This window comes from Streptomyces sp. NPDC052109, from assembly GCF_040680195.1.
In the GTDB taxonomy this organism is placed as follows: Bacteria; Actinomycetota; Actinomycetes; order Streptomycetales; family Streptomycetaceae; genus Streptomyces.
Window position 1 is genome coordinate 247940 of record NZ_JBFAWF010000012.1, and the last position, 14377, is coordinate 262316.

Here is a 14377-nt window from a genome sequence, read left to right on the forward strand (position 1 = left end):
GGGCAGACGGACCGACCCCGAAAGGCCGGTCCGATTCTGTCGACGGCATGAGCCGGGCGGGTCGGATCACCATGGGTTCCCACCCGAACGAGTGAGGCGACCCGAGCCAACATGCATTTATGCGGCCGGCGGAGGGGAAAACGTGCCCCCGAAGGGGCGCGGGGAACTGCGCGACGAGCCCGGACAGCCCGAGGCCGCACAAGCCGCAGCTCCCCGCCCCTTGGACGGACTAGCCCCTCAGGACCGCACCCGTACGCTCGCCCGCGAGGGCGACAGCCGCATCCCTCGCGGCCGAAGCCTCGTCCACGGTCAGCGTACGATCACCGGCCCGGAAGCGGAGCGCGTACGCCAGCGACTTCTTCCCGTCACCCAGCTGATCGGCGTTCTCGTACACGTCGAACAGCCGGATGGACTCGAGGAGTTCTCCCGCGCCTTCGCGCAGCGCGGCCTCGACCTCCGCGGCCGGGACGGGCCTGTCGACCACGAGGGCGACATCCTGCGTGGCGACCGGGAACGTGGAGATCCGCGGCGCCTGCGGGGCGCCGCCTCCCACCGCCTCCACGGCGTCCAGGTTCAGCTCCATCGCGCAGGTGCGCTCGGGCAGGCCCAGGGCCTTGAGGACGCGCGGGTGCAGTTCGCCGGCATGGCCGACGACCCGATCCGTGCCGTCGGCGACGACCACCAGTTCGGCGCAGCGGCCGGGGTGCCACGGGCCGTACTGGCCCTTGCGGACGATCAGTTCGGCACCGGCCTCGCGGGCGACGGCGCGCCCCGCCTCGATCGCGTCGGCCCAGTCGGCGGGGCGGCCCTTGTCCCACCAGCCCGCCTGCTCGCGGGCGCCGGTGAGGACGACGGCCACGTGCCGCGGCTGCTCGGGCAGCGCGGCGTTGAGGACGGCGATCTCCTCGTCGGTGGGACGCCGGTCGACGGGCAGGTGCGTGGCCACGCGCTGCTCGTCGCGGGGGTGGAACACCAGCCCGGTCTCGAACAGCGCCAGGTCGTGCGAGCCCCGGCCGTCGTTGCGCCGCAGTGCACCGAGCAGGCCCGGCAGCAGCGTCGTACGCAGCGCGGGCTCCTCGTCGCTGAGCGGGTTGACCAGCTTGACGACACGGCGGGCCGGGTCGTCGGCCTCCAGCCCGAGCTGGTCGAAGACCTGCTCGCCGATGAAGGGGTAGTTCGGCGCCTCGACGTAGCCCGCGCCGGCCAGCGCGCGGCCGACCCGGCGGTGCAGCCGCTGGCGGTGGGTCAGGCCGCGGCCCGAGGGGAGCTTGGGCAGCGTGGAGGGCAGGTTCTCGTAGCCCTCGAGCCGGATGACCTCCTCGGCGAGGTCGTTCGGGTCGACGAGGTCGGGGCGCCAGGACGGGACGGTGACGATCAGCTCGTCCTGCCCGTAGACGTCGCAGCCGACCTGCTGCAGGCGGCGGACGACCGTCTCACGGCCGTACACGACGCCCGCGACCTTGTCCGGGTGGTCGGCCGGGATGGTGATGGTGTGCGGCGCGGACGGGGCGACGATCTCGGTGACGCCCGCCTCGGCCGTACCGCCCGCGAGCAGCACCAGCAGATCCACCGTGCGCTGAGCGGCGGCAGCGGCGGCCTGCGGGTCGACACCGCGCTCGAAGCGGCGGGACGCCTCGGACAGCAACTTCTGACGGCGCGACGTACGGGCGATCGCGACGGCGTCGAAGTGGGCCGCCTCGATGACCACGTCGGTGGTCCCGTTCACCCCGTCCTCGGTGACCTCATGGTCGGCGATCTCCGTGTTGGCGCCGCCCATCACACCGGCGAGGCCGATGGGGCCGCGCTCGTCGGTGATCACCAGGTCCTCGGAGTGCAGCTTGCGCTCGACGCCGTCGAGGGTGACCAGCTTCTCGCCCTCCTGGGCGCGGCGCACGCCGATGGTGCCCTGGACCAGGGACCGGTCGTAGGCGTGCAGCGGCTGGCCCAGCTCCATCATCACGTAGTTCGTGACGTCGACGGCGAGCGAGATCGGGCGCATGCCGACCTTCTGCAGCCGGCGCTGCAGCCAGATCGGCGAACGGGCCTCGGGACGCAGGCCGGTGACCGTGCGGGCGGTGAAGCGGTCGCAGCCGAACGGGTCCGAGACCTGGACCGGGTAGCCGTAGCCGTTCGGGGCCGGTACGTCGATCAGGGCCGGGTCGCGCAGCGGCAGGCCGTAGGCGATGGCGGTCTCGCGGGCGACGCCGCGGATGGACAGGCAGTCGCCGCGGTTGGCGGTGACGGCGATGTCCAGGACCTCGTCGACCAGCTCCAGCAGCTCGATGGCGTCCCTGCCGACCTCGGTCTCCGGCGGCAGCACGATGATGCCGTGGGTGCCGTCGTCGCCCATGCCCAGTTCGTCGGTGGAGCAGATCATGCCGTGGGACGTCTTGCCGTACGTCTTGCGGGCGGAGATGGAGAAGCCGCCGGGGAGCGTGGCGCCGGGCAGGACCACGACGACCTTGTCGCCGACCTGGAAGTTCCGGGCTCCGCAGACGATCTCCTGGGGCTCACCGGTGCCGTTGGCCTGGCCGACGTCGACGGTGCAGAAGCGGATCGGCTTCTTGAAGCCCTCCAGCTCCTCGATGGTCAGTACCTGGCCGACGACCAGCGGGCCCTTGAGGTCGGCGCCGAGCTGTTCGACGGTCTCGACCTCGAGGCCGGCCGAGACGAGCTTCTCCTGGACGTCGCGGCCGGTTTCCGTCGCCGGCAGGTCGACGTACTCCCGCAGCCAAGAAAGCGGGACCCGCATCAGATCTCCATCCCGAACGGCCGGGTGAACCGGACGTCACCCTCGACCATGTCTCGCATGTCTTCGACGTTGTGGCGGAACATCAGCATCCGCTCGATGCCGAACCCGAAGGCGAAGCCGCTGTACTTCTCCGGGTCGACGCCGCAGGCGGTGAGCACCCGGGGGTTGACCATGCCGCAGCCGCCGAGCTCGATCCAGCCCTCGCTGGAGCAGGTGCGGCAGGGCCGGTCGGGGTTGCCGACGGACTCGCCCTTGCAGACGTAGCAGAGCATGTCCATCTCGGCGCTCGGCTCGGTGAAGGGGAAGAAGTTCGGCCGCAGCCGGGTCTTCATGCCCTCGCCGAACAGGGACTGGACCATGTGGTCCAGGGTGCCCTTGAGGTCGGCCATGGTCAGGCCCTCGTCCACGGCGAGCAGCTCCACCTGGCGGAAGACCGGGGTGTGCGTGGCGTCCAGCTCGTCGGTGCGGTAGACGACGCCGGGGCAGATCACATAGACCGGCAGCTCGCGGTCGAGCAGCGAGCGGATCTGCACGGGCGAGGTGTGGGTGCGCAGCACGACACCGGACTCGGTGCCGCCGTCGGGGCCCTGCACGAAGAACGTGTCGGCCTCGCCGCGGGCCGGGTGGTCCGGGCCGATGTTCAGGGCGTCGAAGTTGAACCACTCCGCCTCGACCTGGGGGCCCTCGGCGACCTCGTAGCCCATGGCCACGAAGATGTCCTCGATGCGCTCCGAGAGCGTGGTCAGCGGGTGGCGGGCGCCGGCCGGGACGCGGTCGTACGGCAGCGTGACGTCGACGTCCTCCTCGACGAGCACCCGGGCGTCGCGCTCGGCCTCCAGCTCGGCCTGGCGGCCGGCCAGGGCTTTGTTCACGGCGCCACGGGCCATGCCGACGCGCTTGCCGGCGTCGGCCTTGGCGTGCGGGGGCAGGGCGCCGATCTCGCGGTTGGCGAGGGCCAGCGGGGAGGCGGGGCCGGTGTGGGCGACCTTGGCCTCGTGGAGCGCGTCGAGGGAGTCCGCGGCGGCGAAGGCGGCGAGCGCCTCGTCCCGCATGCGCTCGATCTCTTCCGGTTTCAACGCCTCGACCTCGACAGGGTCGTACGACTTATTGGGTGCCGACATCTCTTCCCGTGCTTCCGATTGGCTGGCGGATGGTCCCCGTCACCGACTCGCGAGGGCCGCGTGAAGGACACAAAGGTGCCAAAGGCCGAGTCTAACGGGGTGGGGGTGGACGAATGCGCCCGCGGGCCGCTCCGGCTCTCGTCAGGCGAGATACGCCGGGGCCCCCACGGGCAACGTAAATCGGAACTCGGCGCCGCCGCCGGGGGCGCGGCCGACCGTGATGGTGCCGCCGTGGGCCTCGACGATGCCCTTGACGATGTACAGCCCGAGGCCCGTCCCGCCGCGCCTGCTGCCCCGCCAGAAGCGGGTGAAGACGCGGTTCATGGACTCCTCCGGGATGCCGGGACCCTCGTCGCTCACCGTGACCGACGTGCCGGTTGCCTCGCCCTCGCGCGGGGATGCGCAGGGCATGACGTCCATGGTGACCGTTCCCTCGCCGTGCCGCACGGCATTTTCGATGAGGTTGCTGAGCACCTGGTCGATCTTGTCGGGGTCGGCCCACAGGTCCGGCAGCGGCTGTTCGATGCGCAGCAGGAAGCGGTCGGCTGGCTGCCCGGCCGCGACGTAGGCCTGGATGTGCCGGGAGACGGCGGCGCCGATGTCGACGGGCTGCCGGCGCACCTCCAGCCGCCCGGAGTCGATGCGCGAGATGTCGAGCAGCTCGGCGATGAGCCGGGTCACCCGGTCGGCGTCGGCGTCGACGGTCTCCAGCATCAGCCGCTTCTGGTCGTCGGTGAAGCGTTCCCACTTGGCGAGGAGCGTGGCGGTGAACCCCTTCACGGAGGTGAGGGGCGAGCGCAGTTCGTGCGCGACCGTCGCTATCAGCTCGGCGTGGCTGCGCTCGGTACGGCGGCGGGCCTCGGTGTCCCGCAGGGAGACGACGACGCGCCGGACGGCCCCGAGGGGTTCGGCGCGGATGTACCGGGCGGAGACGAGGACCTCCCTCCCGCCGGGCAGCAGCAGGTTGCGCTCCGGCTGCCGCACCCGGATCGCGAGCCCTCCGTAGGGATCGGTGAGCTGCCACCAGCGTCGGCCCTCGAGGTCCTCCAACGGCAGCGCCTTCTCCAGGGGCCGGCCGAGGGCGTCGGCGGCCCGGACGGCCGTGATGCGTTCCGCGGCGGCGTTGAAGCAGCTGACACGCCCGTGCTCGTCGGCGACGACGAGGCCGTCGGGCAGCTGGTCCGGGTCGAGGTCCGCGGGGCCGCTCCGCCCGGGCACGGGTGCGCCCCGCGCGTCCCGTCCCTCCGGCGAGGTGCTCGTGGCGGCCACACTCATCCCCGTACTCCACCTCTCATACGGCGCAGGGCCCCGAGCACGTCACCCTACTAGCTCTCGGTGACGGAGCGGCACCCTCCGGAGGCGCGCTGTGCACGGGCCGAAGCGTAGAGACATACGGCGGCGGCCGTGGCGAGGTTCAGGCTCTCGGCCTTTCCGTGGATGGGGACGCGTACGACGGCGTCGGCGAGGGCGCGGGTCTCCTCCGGGAGTCCCCAGGCCTCGTTGCCGAACACCCACGCGGTCGGCCCGCCCATGGTCCCCTTGTCCAGTTCCTCGTCGAGGTCGCGGTCCCCGGCGCCGTCCGCGGCGAGCACGCGCACCCCGGCCTCCTTCAACTCCTCGACGGCCCGCTCCACGGGGACGCCGACGGCGACGGGCAGGTGGAAGTGGGAGCCCACGGAGGCGCGTACGGCCTTGGGGTTGTACAGGTCCACGGACGCGTCGGTGAGGACGACGGCCTCGGCGCCGGCGGCGTCGGCGCAGCGCAGCACGGTGCCGGCGTTCCCGGGGTCGCGTACGTGCGCGAGCACCGCGACCAGCTTCGGCCGGGCGGCGAGGATCTCCTCGAAGGGCGTGTCCAGGAACCGGCACACGCCGACCAGCCCCTGCGGGGTGACGGTGGTGGAGATGTCGGCGATGACCTCCTCGGCGGCGAGGTGCACGCGGGCACCGGCGTCCCGTGCGGCGCCGATGATGTCGGCGTACCGCTCCGCGGCCTCGACCGTGGCGAACAGCTCGACGAGCGTCGGGGACCCGCCGGCCCGATGCCCGGCCGCTTCCCTGACGGCCTGCGGCCCCTCCGCGAGAAACAGCCGGTCCTTGCCCCGGAAGTTGCGCTTGGCGAGCCTTCGGGCGGCGGCGACACGGGCGGACCGGGTGGAGAGCAGCTCGGGGGTGGGCATCCTCTTGGTCACCTTCAGGGAGAATTCAACGGAACTACTGAGGCGCCGCGAGGCGGACGGCAGCGCAGTTCCCCAGGGGCGCGGGGAACTGCGCGATCAGCCCCCACCAGTCCGCAGCCGGACGACGACCGATGCGCCCCAACAACAGGACCCGCAAGCCAGAAGGGCCTGCGGGTCCAGTGAGCGGCGGCTGAAGCCGGCGCAGCGTCACGCGGCCTTGGGCGCGTTGACGTCCGACGGCAGCGCCTTCTGCGCGACCTCGACGAGCGCCGCGAAGGCGTTCGCGTCGTTCACGGCGAGCTCGGCCAGGATCTTGCGGTCGACCTCGACGTTCGCGGCCTTCAGGCCCTGGATGAAGCGGTTGTAGGTGATGCCGTTGGCGCGGGCAGCGGCATTGATGCGCTGGATCCACAGCTGACGGAAGTCGCCCTTGCGCTTCTTGCGGTCGTTGTAGTTGTAGACCAGCGAGTGGGTGACCTGCTCCTTGGCCTTGCGGTACAGGCGCGAACGCTGACCGCGGTAGCCGGAGGCCTGCTCGAGGATCGCCCGGCGCTTCTTGTGGGCGTTGACTGCCCGCTTGACGCGTGCCACTTTTTAACTCCTTGTAGCGGGGTCGTGGTGGTCCTCACACGACCCGGAAACGATTCGGTCCCGGTCCAGACGCACGGCGCTCAGGGGGCGCCGCCGCGTCACTTGCCGAGAAGCTTCTTGATCTTCGCGGCGTCGCCCGGGGCCATCTCGGCGTTGCCGGTGAGGCGACGCGTGACGCGGGACGACTTGTGCTCGAGCAGGTGGCGCTTGCCGGCGCGCTCACGGAGCACCTTGCCGGAGCCGGTGATCTTGAAGCGCTTGCTGGCACCGCTGTGCGACTTGTTCTTCGGCATAGCGCCGTTATCTCCTCGTCGGTGGCGCTCCGATGCCCGGTCGCGAAACCGGGCACGGTGGAGCGTCGCTCTTGTTTCGATTACATCCTCGGGGACGTGTGTCCCCCGGGATCACGCCTCGGCGGGCTCCTCGGACGGCGCCTCAGCCTCGGCAGGGTTCTGCGACCGACCGGGGTGCGCCTTCGCTTCGGCCTTGCGGGCCTCCTGCGCCTGACGGGCCTCGGCCATGGCCTCGGTCTTCTTCTTGTGCGGACCGAGGACCATGATCATGTTCCGGCCGTCCTGCTTCGGGTTCGACTCGACGAAACCGAGGTCCTGGACGTCCTCCGCGAGACGCTGCAGCAGTCGGTAGCCCAGCTCGGGCCGGGACTGCTCGCGACCACGGAACATGATCGTGATCTTGACCTTGTCGCCCTGCTTGAGGAACCGTACGACGTGACCCTTCTTGGTGTCATAGTCGTGCGGGTCGATCTTCGGCCGGAGCTTCATCTCCTTGATGACCGTGTGCGCCTGGTTCTTGCGCGCCTCACGGGCCTTCATGGCCGACTCGTACTTGAACTTCCCGTAGTCCATGAGCTTGCACACGGGCGGACGGGCGTTCGCCGCGACCTCGACCAGGTCCAGGTCGTACTCCTGCGCAAGCTCCAGTGCCTTAGCGAGCGGGACGATGCCCACCTGCTCGCCACTGGGACCGACAAGTCGCACCTCGGGAACGCGAATCCGGTCGTTGATGCGGGGCTCGGCGCTGATGGATCCTCCTCGATAGCACCACGCGACGGTCTGGCGGACAGCCGCGTAACGTCTTTGTTCGTAAGACCTAACCGCGCCGACGCACAAAAAATGCCCCGGACGATCACAGGCGGGGCTCCAATGGCTACCGGAGCACCGCCGCGGTGACCGCGGGGCGCAGTTCGGGCGGCTCCATCGTCCGTACGGAACGATGGTGGCCGCCTGACCGGATGACCCGCCGCCCCGGAGGACGGTCAGGTGGGAGATCGGAGCCTCCACTTGTGGGCTGGACACAGTGTTGTCCAGCCGGTCGTTACACAAGGTTAGCAGCACGGACGGGTAAGGGCTAATCGAAGGGCCCGGCCCCGCACCGCCTATCGTGTGGGGCATGAGTGACACCCCTCCTGAGAACCCCGACTTCGACGCGATGACCCGGGACATCGCCGAGGTCCCCGCCGTCGAGGTGATCGTGACGGTCGCCGTCAACCTGATGAGCGCCGCCGCCGTGAAGCTCGGACTGAGCGAGGAGGGCGAGAAGCACAAGGACCTGGACGAGGCCCGCAAGCTGATCACCGCGCTCGCCGGCCTGCTCGACGCGAGCGCGACCGAGGTCAGCTCCTTCCACGCGGCCCCGCTGCGCGACGGCCTGAAGTCGCTGCAGCTGGCGTTCCGCGAGGCGTCGGTCGTCCCGGACGAGCCGGGCCAGGGTCCGGGCGAGAAGTACACCGGCCCGGTCTACGGCTAGCTCACCCGCGTACGTACAGGGGCTCGCCCGGAGGCGTGGCCCCGGCCGGCAGCAGGGCCAGGTCGAGGCCGCGCACCAGGCGGGCCCTCAGTGTTTCGTCGGCGGCGAGGCGCTCCGCGACCGCACGGGCCGCATCGGCGGGCGGCGCGGCCGGGTCGAGGACGAGGGCGAGGGTGCCGTCGGCCTGCCCGGGCCCGAGGTGGGCGCGCAGCACGGCGGGCTCCGCCGCCACGGCCGTACGGACGGCCTCGAGCACGGCCGGGTCGGCGAGCGGGTCGGTGCTGGTGCGGCCCTCGGCGAGGGCGAGCAGCGCCGGGCCGGTGAGCTCGAACGGCACCGGCCCGGCGAGGTCGAGCACGACCGTGTCGGCCTTCTCGTGGGCGGCTGCCTGGAGCGCCTGGTGCAGGGGTACGGCGACCGGGCGGGCCGCGGGGTCCCAGCGGGCGAGGGAGTCGGTGGAGGTGAAGGCGGGCAGGGCGGTGCGCGGGCCGGCCTTCAGGGTGGGTACGGCCATGTCGCTGGTCTTCTCGCGGCGCAGCCCGTTCTCGTCCTCCTCCACCTCGCCGAGCACGGCGACGACCGGGACGAGCAGGCGGGCGCCCTTCAGCGCCTCCAGGACGGGCCCGAGAGCGCTGCGGTCCTCGGCCCAGGCCGCGAGCGCGGCACTCAGCCGGGGGTCGGCGGAGCCGTCGTCGTCGGAGAAGCCGGGGTCGGGAATGTTCTTGTTCGCCACGGTCACCGACCCTATAGGTGCGGGCTGCCGGACCTGTGCGGGGCCGGGCACACCGGTGACCTGCCTTTCACAGGAATCTCAGCCTTCCCAGACGTGGATCTCAGGTCTGTCCCACGGCGCCCACAGGGCTCGCGCCGAGCATCGCGGGCATGGAGTCCTCCAGAGCCCGCCGTGGCCGTCGTGCGCGTCCGTCCCGGCGCCGTCCGCTTCTGTTCACCGCCCTGGCCGTGGTCGCCGTGGGCGGGGTCACGGCCGGCGGCACGGCCTATGTGAAGGCGCGGGCGCACCCCGGGACGGCGGCCGTATCGTCGGCGGCGGCGCCCGCGGTCTCCTCCTCGGCCGGGGCGGGAAGGGAGACCCCCGTGACGGAGCCGGCGGTGGACCCGGACGCGCTGCTGAGCGAGGCGATGACGGGGGTGAGCGTGCCGGCGGGCGCGCAGGTGTCCGCGGCGGTGCTGGCGGTGGACTCCGGTGACAGCGCGGCCTACGGGGACGCGGCCTTCGACACGGCGAGCATCGTCAAGGTCGACATCCTGGCCACGCTGCTGCTCCAGGCGCAGGACGCGGGCCGGCAGCTGACGGCGGCCGAGAAGGCGTACGCCACGAAGATGATCGAGAACAGCGACAACGCGTCCGCGACGGAGCTGTGGCACGCGATCGGCCGGGCGGACGGCCTGGACGCGGCGAACAAGCGCTTCGGACTGACCTCGACCACCGGCGGCGACGGTGAGCTGTGGGGGCTGACCCAGACCACGGCCGCGGACCAACTCGTCCTGCTGCGGCAGGTGTTCGGCGAGGACTCGAAGTTGAGCGCGACCTCGCGGACGTACGTGCAGGGTCTGATGGAGTCGGTCGAGGCGGACCAGCAGTGGGGAGTGTCGGCCGCCGCGTCGGGCAACTCCTGGGCGCTGAAGAACGGTTGGCTGGCGCGCAGTACGACCGGGCTGTGGGACGTGAACAGTATCGGACGGGTGACGGTGGACGGCACCGACTACCTGGTGGCGGTGCTGTCGAAGGGCACGCCGACCCAGGCGAAGGGCATCGCGCTGGTGGAGGCGGCGGCGAAGGCGGCGGTGTCGGCGTTCGCCGGTAAGTGATCGGTGTGAACCGGTGGATGACCTGGATTTGGGCGCCAAGTGATCTAGTCTTTAAGGAACTTGACGATGAGCGGGCCGGACGATGGCGTCCTCTTTACCGTTTCGCTGTGCGCCTCGGGTCCGGCCACGGAAGGAGTGCAGTGCCTCCCGTACGCCCAACTCGCCGTTCCCTCGTGGCCGGTGGCCTCGGAGTCGTCGCCGCCCTCGCCGTTCCCCTGTCGGTGCCCGCACCGGCGGCCGCGGCCGGTCTCATCCCGATCGAGCTGGCCGGGCCGACCGGACCGCTGCCGGTGGGCGCGGTGGACCTGCACCTGGTCGACTCCTCGCGGACCGATCCCTGGTCGGGGCAGCCGCGCGAGGTGATGGTGACCGTGACGTACCCGGCCGTGCACGTGCACGACCGCCCGATGCTGCCCTGGCTGCCGACGGGAGCCGAGCGTGCGCTGAAGGCCCGCCTGGGGGGCGCGGTGGACGGCTACGCGCTCCCACGGACGCACAGCGCGGACCGCGCGCCGGCCCGGCCGGGCCGGCGTCCGGTGCTGCTCCACTCGCCGGGCTACCAGTCGGACCGCACCTTCAACACGCTGCTCATCGAGGAGCTGGCCTCCTGGGGCCATGTCGTGGCCGCGGTCGACCACCCCTACGACTCCGGCGAGGTGGAGTTCCCGGACGGCCGCGTGGTGGTCACCCGACCCGACGACTGGAGCGTGGAGGCCGTCACGGCAGCGGTAGCGGTGCGCGCCGCCGACCTGCGGTTCGTCCTCGACGCGCTGGCCGAGCTGGAGCGGGGCGGCAACCCCGACGCCGAGCGGCGCCCGCTCCCGCGCGGACTGCGCGGGACGCTGGACCTCACCCGGGTCGGCGCCTTCGGGCACTCCCGGGGCGGAGCCGCGTCGGCGGCCGTGATGTACCTGGACGAGCGGGTGCGGGCCGGCATCGACCTGGACGGCGGCCTGGCCGGGCCGGTGGTCGAGCACGGACTCGACCGGCCGTTCCTGCTGATGGACACGGCGATCCACGACGGGCTGAACCAGGATCCGAGCTGGCCCTCGTTCTGGCGGCACCTGAGCGACTGGCACCGCTGTCTGCGGCTCGCCGACGCCGACCACAACTCCTACACCGACATCGTGGCCGTCGCACCGCAGCTGCCGGAGCAGGTGCGCGCACAGCTCCAGGCCGGCACCATCCCCGCCGACCGGGCGGTGGCGGCCGTACGGGCGACGGTGCGAGCCTTCTTCGACCTCCAGCTGCGCGGTCGTCCCGACACCGGTCATCTGCTGTGGGGCGCCTCGCGGCGCTACCCCGAGATCGAGTACATCGCCGGGTAGCGGCCGGCGTCCGGCGCCCTCAGACCGTACGCCTGCGGCCCCGCCACAGCACCACGCCCGCCACGAGGAGGACCCCGCCGGCGCCGCCCGCCAGCGGGCCCGCCCAGTCGGCGGTCGAGGAGGTGGCCCTGGGGGCGTCCGGGCCGGCGCCGAAGTACTTCCTGCCGTACGTCGCCACGCGCAGGCTCTGCGGCCTGAGGCGGTCGGCCGCCTTCAGGGCCGCCGCCGGGTCGATCATGCCGAAGCCGCGGGAGTCGTCGCGGCCGCCGACCGGCGGGTCCTCGGCGGTGTCCTCCAGCAGCTTCTTGATCTGGGCCGGGCTCAGGCCCGGGTGGGCGGCCTTGACCAGGGCCGCCGCGCCGGAGACGAACGCGGAGGCGGCCGAGGTGCCCCAGCCCTCGTAGTACTTGTGGTCGGGGTCGGCGATGACCACGTCGACGCCGGGCGCGCTGACCGCCGCGTACCAGCGGCGGGTGGAGAAGGAGGCGCGGGTGCCGTAGCGGTCGACGGCGGTCGCGGCGATCACGCCCGGGTAGGCGGCCGGATAGGACACGTGGTCGCCCTTGTCACCGCCGTTGCCCGCGGAGGCGACGACGACCACGCCCTTCTTCAGGGCGTACTGCACGGCCTCGTCCTCGCTGGGCTCGGGGTGCGCGGAGTTGGAGTCGTCGCCGAGGGAGAGGTTGATGACGTCCGCGCCGTGGTCGGCGGCCCAGCGGATGCCGTCGGCAAGGGCGTTGCCGCGGCTGGTGCGGGCCTTGGCGCGGGCAGGGTCGCCGTCCTCCAGGATCACGCGCACGGGCAGGATCTTCGCCTCCGGAGCGACGCCCATGACGCCGGCGCTGTCGCCGGGTCCGTGGCCGTGCCCGGCGATGATGCCGGCCATCGCGGTGCCGTGCCGGGCCCAGTCGCGGTCGCCCTGCCTGGCGCCGAAGCCGATCATGTCCTTGGCGGGCAGGACGTTGCCGGCGAGGTCGGGATGGTCGGCCTCGACGCCGGTGTCCAGGACGGCGACGGTGACGCCCCGGCCCTTGGTGGTGCGCCAGGCGTCGTCCAGGTGCAGGGCGTCGAGGCCCCACTGCTGGGCGCGGATGCCGTCCGCGTGGGCCGCGGTGGACGGCAGCAGGGCGAGCGCGCCGGCGAGCAGCAGGGTCAGCGCGGCGCCGGGGGCATGCTTCATGAAGGTCTCTCCGTGACCGTGCCGATGCTCTGGCGCAGCCGCCGTTCGATGCGGTCGGCCAGGCCCTGGGCCTCGTTGCCGAGGCCGGCCTGGGCCGGTGCCGTGGTGGCGCCGGCGCTGACGGCGTCGGCGGCGGGCTGGGGCGCGTCGACGCCGCGGCCGTCGGCCCAGCCGGAGACGGCGTACGCCACCACGGGGGCGTCGGTGAGGACGGAGATGGTCCAGGACGCGCGCTGCTTGTCACCGAAGCCGGCCGCTGGCGTGCCCTGGGCCGCGTACGGGCGGGGCATCAGGTCGGCGCGCCGGTCCAGGCGCTCGGTGCGGAAGCGGTGGGCGAGCGCGGACATGGCGGCGGGGTCGGCCTTGGTGAACAGCAGACCGACGGTGGTGACGTAGCTCTGGGTGGCGTCGGTGTAGGTGGCGCGCAGGAGCCGCTGGCAGCCGACGGGGGCGAGGACCTTCGACAGCAGCGGGTCGAAGGCGTGGGCGCAGCCGCCGTCCGGGGCCACGGCGATCCTGGTCCAGGTGCGGTCGGCGCCGCCGGGCCCGGCGCCCGCGCCCTGGACGGTGGGCGGGAACAGCTGGTCGACGGGCTCGTTGTGCCAGATCGTGCCGGCGGTGGCGAAGTGGTCACCGGATGCGTCGTCGCCGCCGTCGTCGGTGAGCCAACTACCGGTCACGGCGCCGCCGATGAGGCCGAGGCCGAGCACGAGACAGGCGGCAGCGGCGGCGGTGCGCGGCCCCACCCGGTGCCGCGTGCGCTCACCGAAGACATCGGGTGCCCCGGCCGTCATGACGGGCCGCCCCGCGGCGGCGCTCCAGGACAGCGCCGGGTCCGGCAGGGACACGCCCGCCGGCGGTGGCGGGCCGACGGGACGCGCGGGCGCCATGGGGTTCCAGGCGCCGGACGCCGAGGGGGCGGTACGGCGCTCCCGGCCGGGCTCGGCGGCCGTACGCCCGGACGCGGCTGCGGGGCGTGGTGAGTTCGGGGAGTCGGTGATCGGCCGGAGCCGGGTCGTGGTCTCGGCCGCGGTGACCGGGCGGAGCCGGGCCGTCGTCTCGGTGGGCGTCTCCGCCGGGGCGCCGGGCCGCCGGACCTCCCGGCCGACGAGGGGGGCGGAGCGTGCGGACCCGACCGCACCGGTCCCGTCCCGGCGCGCCTCACGTCCCGTGCTGGGCGGCGCGTCGGGGAACCGCGCGGAGGCCGGCGGTGGAGGCGGGCTCACGGGCGCACCGGCGGCGGGCACGGCGGGACGCGGCTTCCCCGTCCGTCCGGCCCGGCTCTCCTGCCCGCCGGGGGCACCGGCGCCCTCACGGGAAGGCCGACCGTCAGGGGCGGTGGCGCCGCCGGAAGCCGGGCCGGCACCCGCGGACCTCCCGGCCGATGCCCCGCCCGCGACGGACGGCCGACCCGCAGGCGCACCGGCCTCGGCAGAGGACGGGCCGGCGCCGGCGGACCGCACGGCAGAAGCCGAGCCGTTGCCCGCCGCCCCCGCGACGGGAGACGTGCCGTTGCCCGCGCTCGCCGTGGGGGCCGCCGGTTCCTCGCGCGGCGGGCGGGGGGGGGGGGGGGCGTGCCTGGGCGTGGGACCCCCCGTTGGGGGGTCCCGGGGCGGATGGGGCGGTGG

Annotated in this window: 13 protein-coding genes; 3 read left to right on the forward strand and 10 right to left on the reverse strand. The window is 72.9% G+C overall.

Going from position 1 to position 14377, the window contains the following annotated elements; all coding sequences use genetic code 11:
- Positions 1–229: 229 nt before the first annotated feature.
- From pheT to infC, 7 genes are all read right to left on the reverse strand, one after another.
- On the reverse strand, positions 230–2752 hold the full coding sequence (gene pheT / locus AB0L59_RS24735) for a phenylalanine--tRNA ligase subunit beta (protein WP_365587387.1): 2523 nt from the start codon (positions 2750–2752) through the stop codon (positions 230–232).
- Positions 2752–3873: a phenylalanine--tRNA ligase subunit alpha gene (gene pheS, locus AB0L59_RS24740; RefSeq protein ID WP_365587389.1), complete on the reverse strand. Its 1122-nt coding sequence runs from the start codon at positions 3871–3873 to the stop codon at positions 2752–2754. The genes pheT and pheS overlap by 1 nt, the downstream gene beginning before the upstream one ends.
- 141 nt (positions 3874–4014) lie before the next feature.
- Positions 4015–5148 carry an ATP-binding protein gene (locus AB0L59_RS24745; RefSeq protein ID WP_365587391.1) on the reverse strand — a complete coding sequence of 378 codons (1134 nt, stop codon included), beginning with the start codon at positions 5146–5148 and terminating at the stop codon, positions 4015–4017.
- 50 nt (positions 5149–5198) lie between these two features.
- Positions 5199–6053 (reverse strand): RNA methyltransferase, encoded by an 855-nt coding sequence (locus AB0L59_RS24750; protein WP_365587394.1) that lies wholly within the window; start codon positions 6051–6053, stop codon positions 5199–5201.
- A gap of 207 nt (positions 6054–6260) precedes the next feature.
- Positions 6261–6644: a 50S ribosomal protein L20 gene (gene rplT, locus AB0L59_RS24755; protein WP_006141703.1), complete on the reverse strand. Its 384-nt coding sequence runs from the start codon at positions 6642–6644 to the stop codon at positions 6261–6263.
- 98 nt (positions 6645–6742) lie between these two features.
- Entirely contained in the window at positions 6743–6937 is a 195-nt protein-coding gene (gene rpmI, locus AB0L59_RS24760; protein WP_003977225.1) for a 50S ribosomal protein L35, read from the reverse strand.
- Positions 6938–7048: 111 nt separating this feature from the next.
- On the reverse strand, positions 7049–7687 hold the full coding sequence (gene infC / locus AB0L59_RS24765) for a translation initiation factor IF-3 (protein WP_362121937.1): 639 nt from the start codon (positions 7685–7687) through the stop codon (positions 7049–7051).
- A 367-nt stretch (positions 7688–8054) separates the two neighbouring features.
- Between infC and AB0L59_RS24770 the strand changes: the two genes are divergently transcribed.
- Positions 8055–8411, forward strand: coding sequence for a DUF1844 domain-containing protein (locus tag AB0L59_RS24770; protein WP_365587398.1), 357 nt, complete (start codon positions 8055–8057; stop codon positions 8409–8411).
- Between the two features lies 1 nt (position 8412).
- On the opposite strand, the gene AB0L59_RS24775 is transcribed toward AB0L59_RS24770, so the two are convergent.
- Positions 8413–9144 carry an SseB family protein gene (locus tag AB0L59_RS24775; protein ID WP_365587401.1) on the reverse strand — a complete coding sequence of 244 codons (732 nt, stop codon included), beginning with the start codon at positions 9142–9144 and terminating at the stop codon, positions 8413–8415.
- A 149-nt stretch (positions 9145–9293) separates the two neighbouring features.
- On the opposite strand from AB0L59_RS24775, the gene AB0L59_RS24780 reads away from it, so the two are divergent.
- Both AB0L59_RS24780 and AB0L59_RS24785 read left to right on the forward strand, forming a co-directional pair.
- On the forward strand, positions 9294–10241 hold the full coding sequence (locus AB0L59_RS24780; protein ID WP_365587404.1) for a serine hydrolase: 948 nt from the start codon (positions 9294–9296) through the stop codon (positions 10239–10241).
- 173 nt (positions 10242–10414) lie between these two features.
- Entirely contained in the window at positions 10415–11569 is a 1155-nt protein-coding gene (locus AB0L59_RS24785) for a lipase (protein WP_365587406.1), read from the forward strand.
- A gap of 19 nt (positions 11570–11588) precedes the next feature.
- Here AB0L59_RS24785 and mycP read toward each other — a convergent pair whose 3' ends face one another.
- Both mycP and AB0L59_RS24795 read right to left on the reverse strand, forming a co-directional pair.
- Complete coding sequence (gene mycP / locus AB0L59_RS24790; RefSeq protein WP_365587408.1) at positions 11589–12749, reverse strand: type VII secretion-associated serine protease mycosin; 1161 nt, start codon at positions 12747–12749, stop codon at positions 11589–11591.
- The gene (locus AB0L59_RS24795; RefSeq protein WP_365587411.1) at positions 12746–13975 is read right to left on the reverse strand and encodes a hypothetical protein; all 1230 of its coding nucleotides are present in this window, start codon (positions 13973–13975) and stop codon (positions 12746–12748) included. Before AB0L59_RS24795 ends, mycP begins: the two co-directional genes overlap by 4 nt.
- Positions 13976–14377 lie beyond the last annotated feature (402 nt).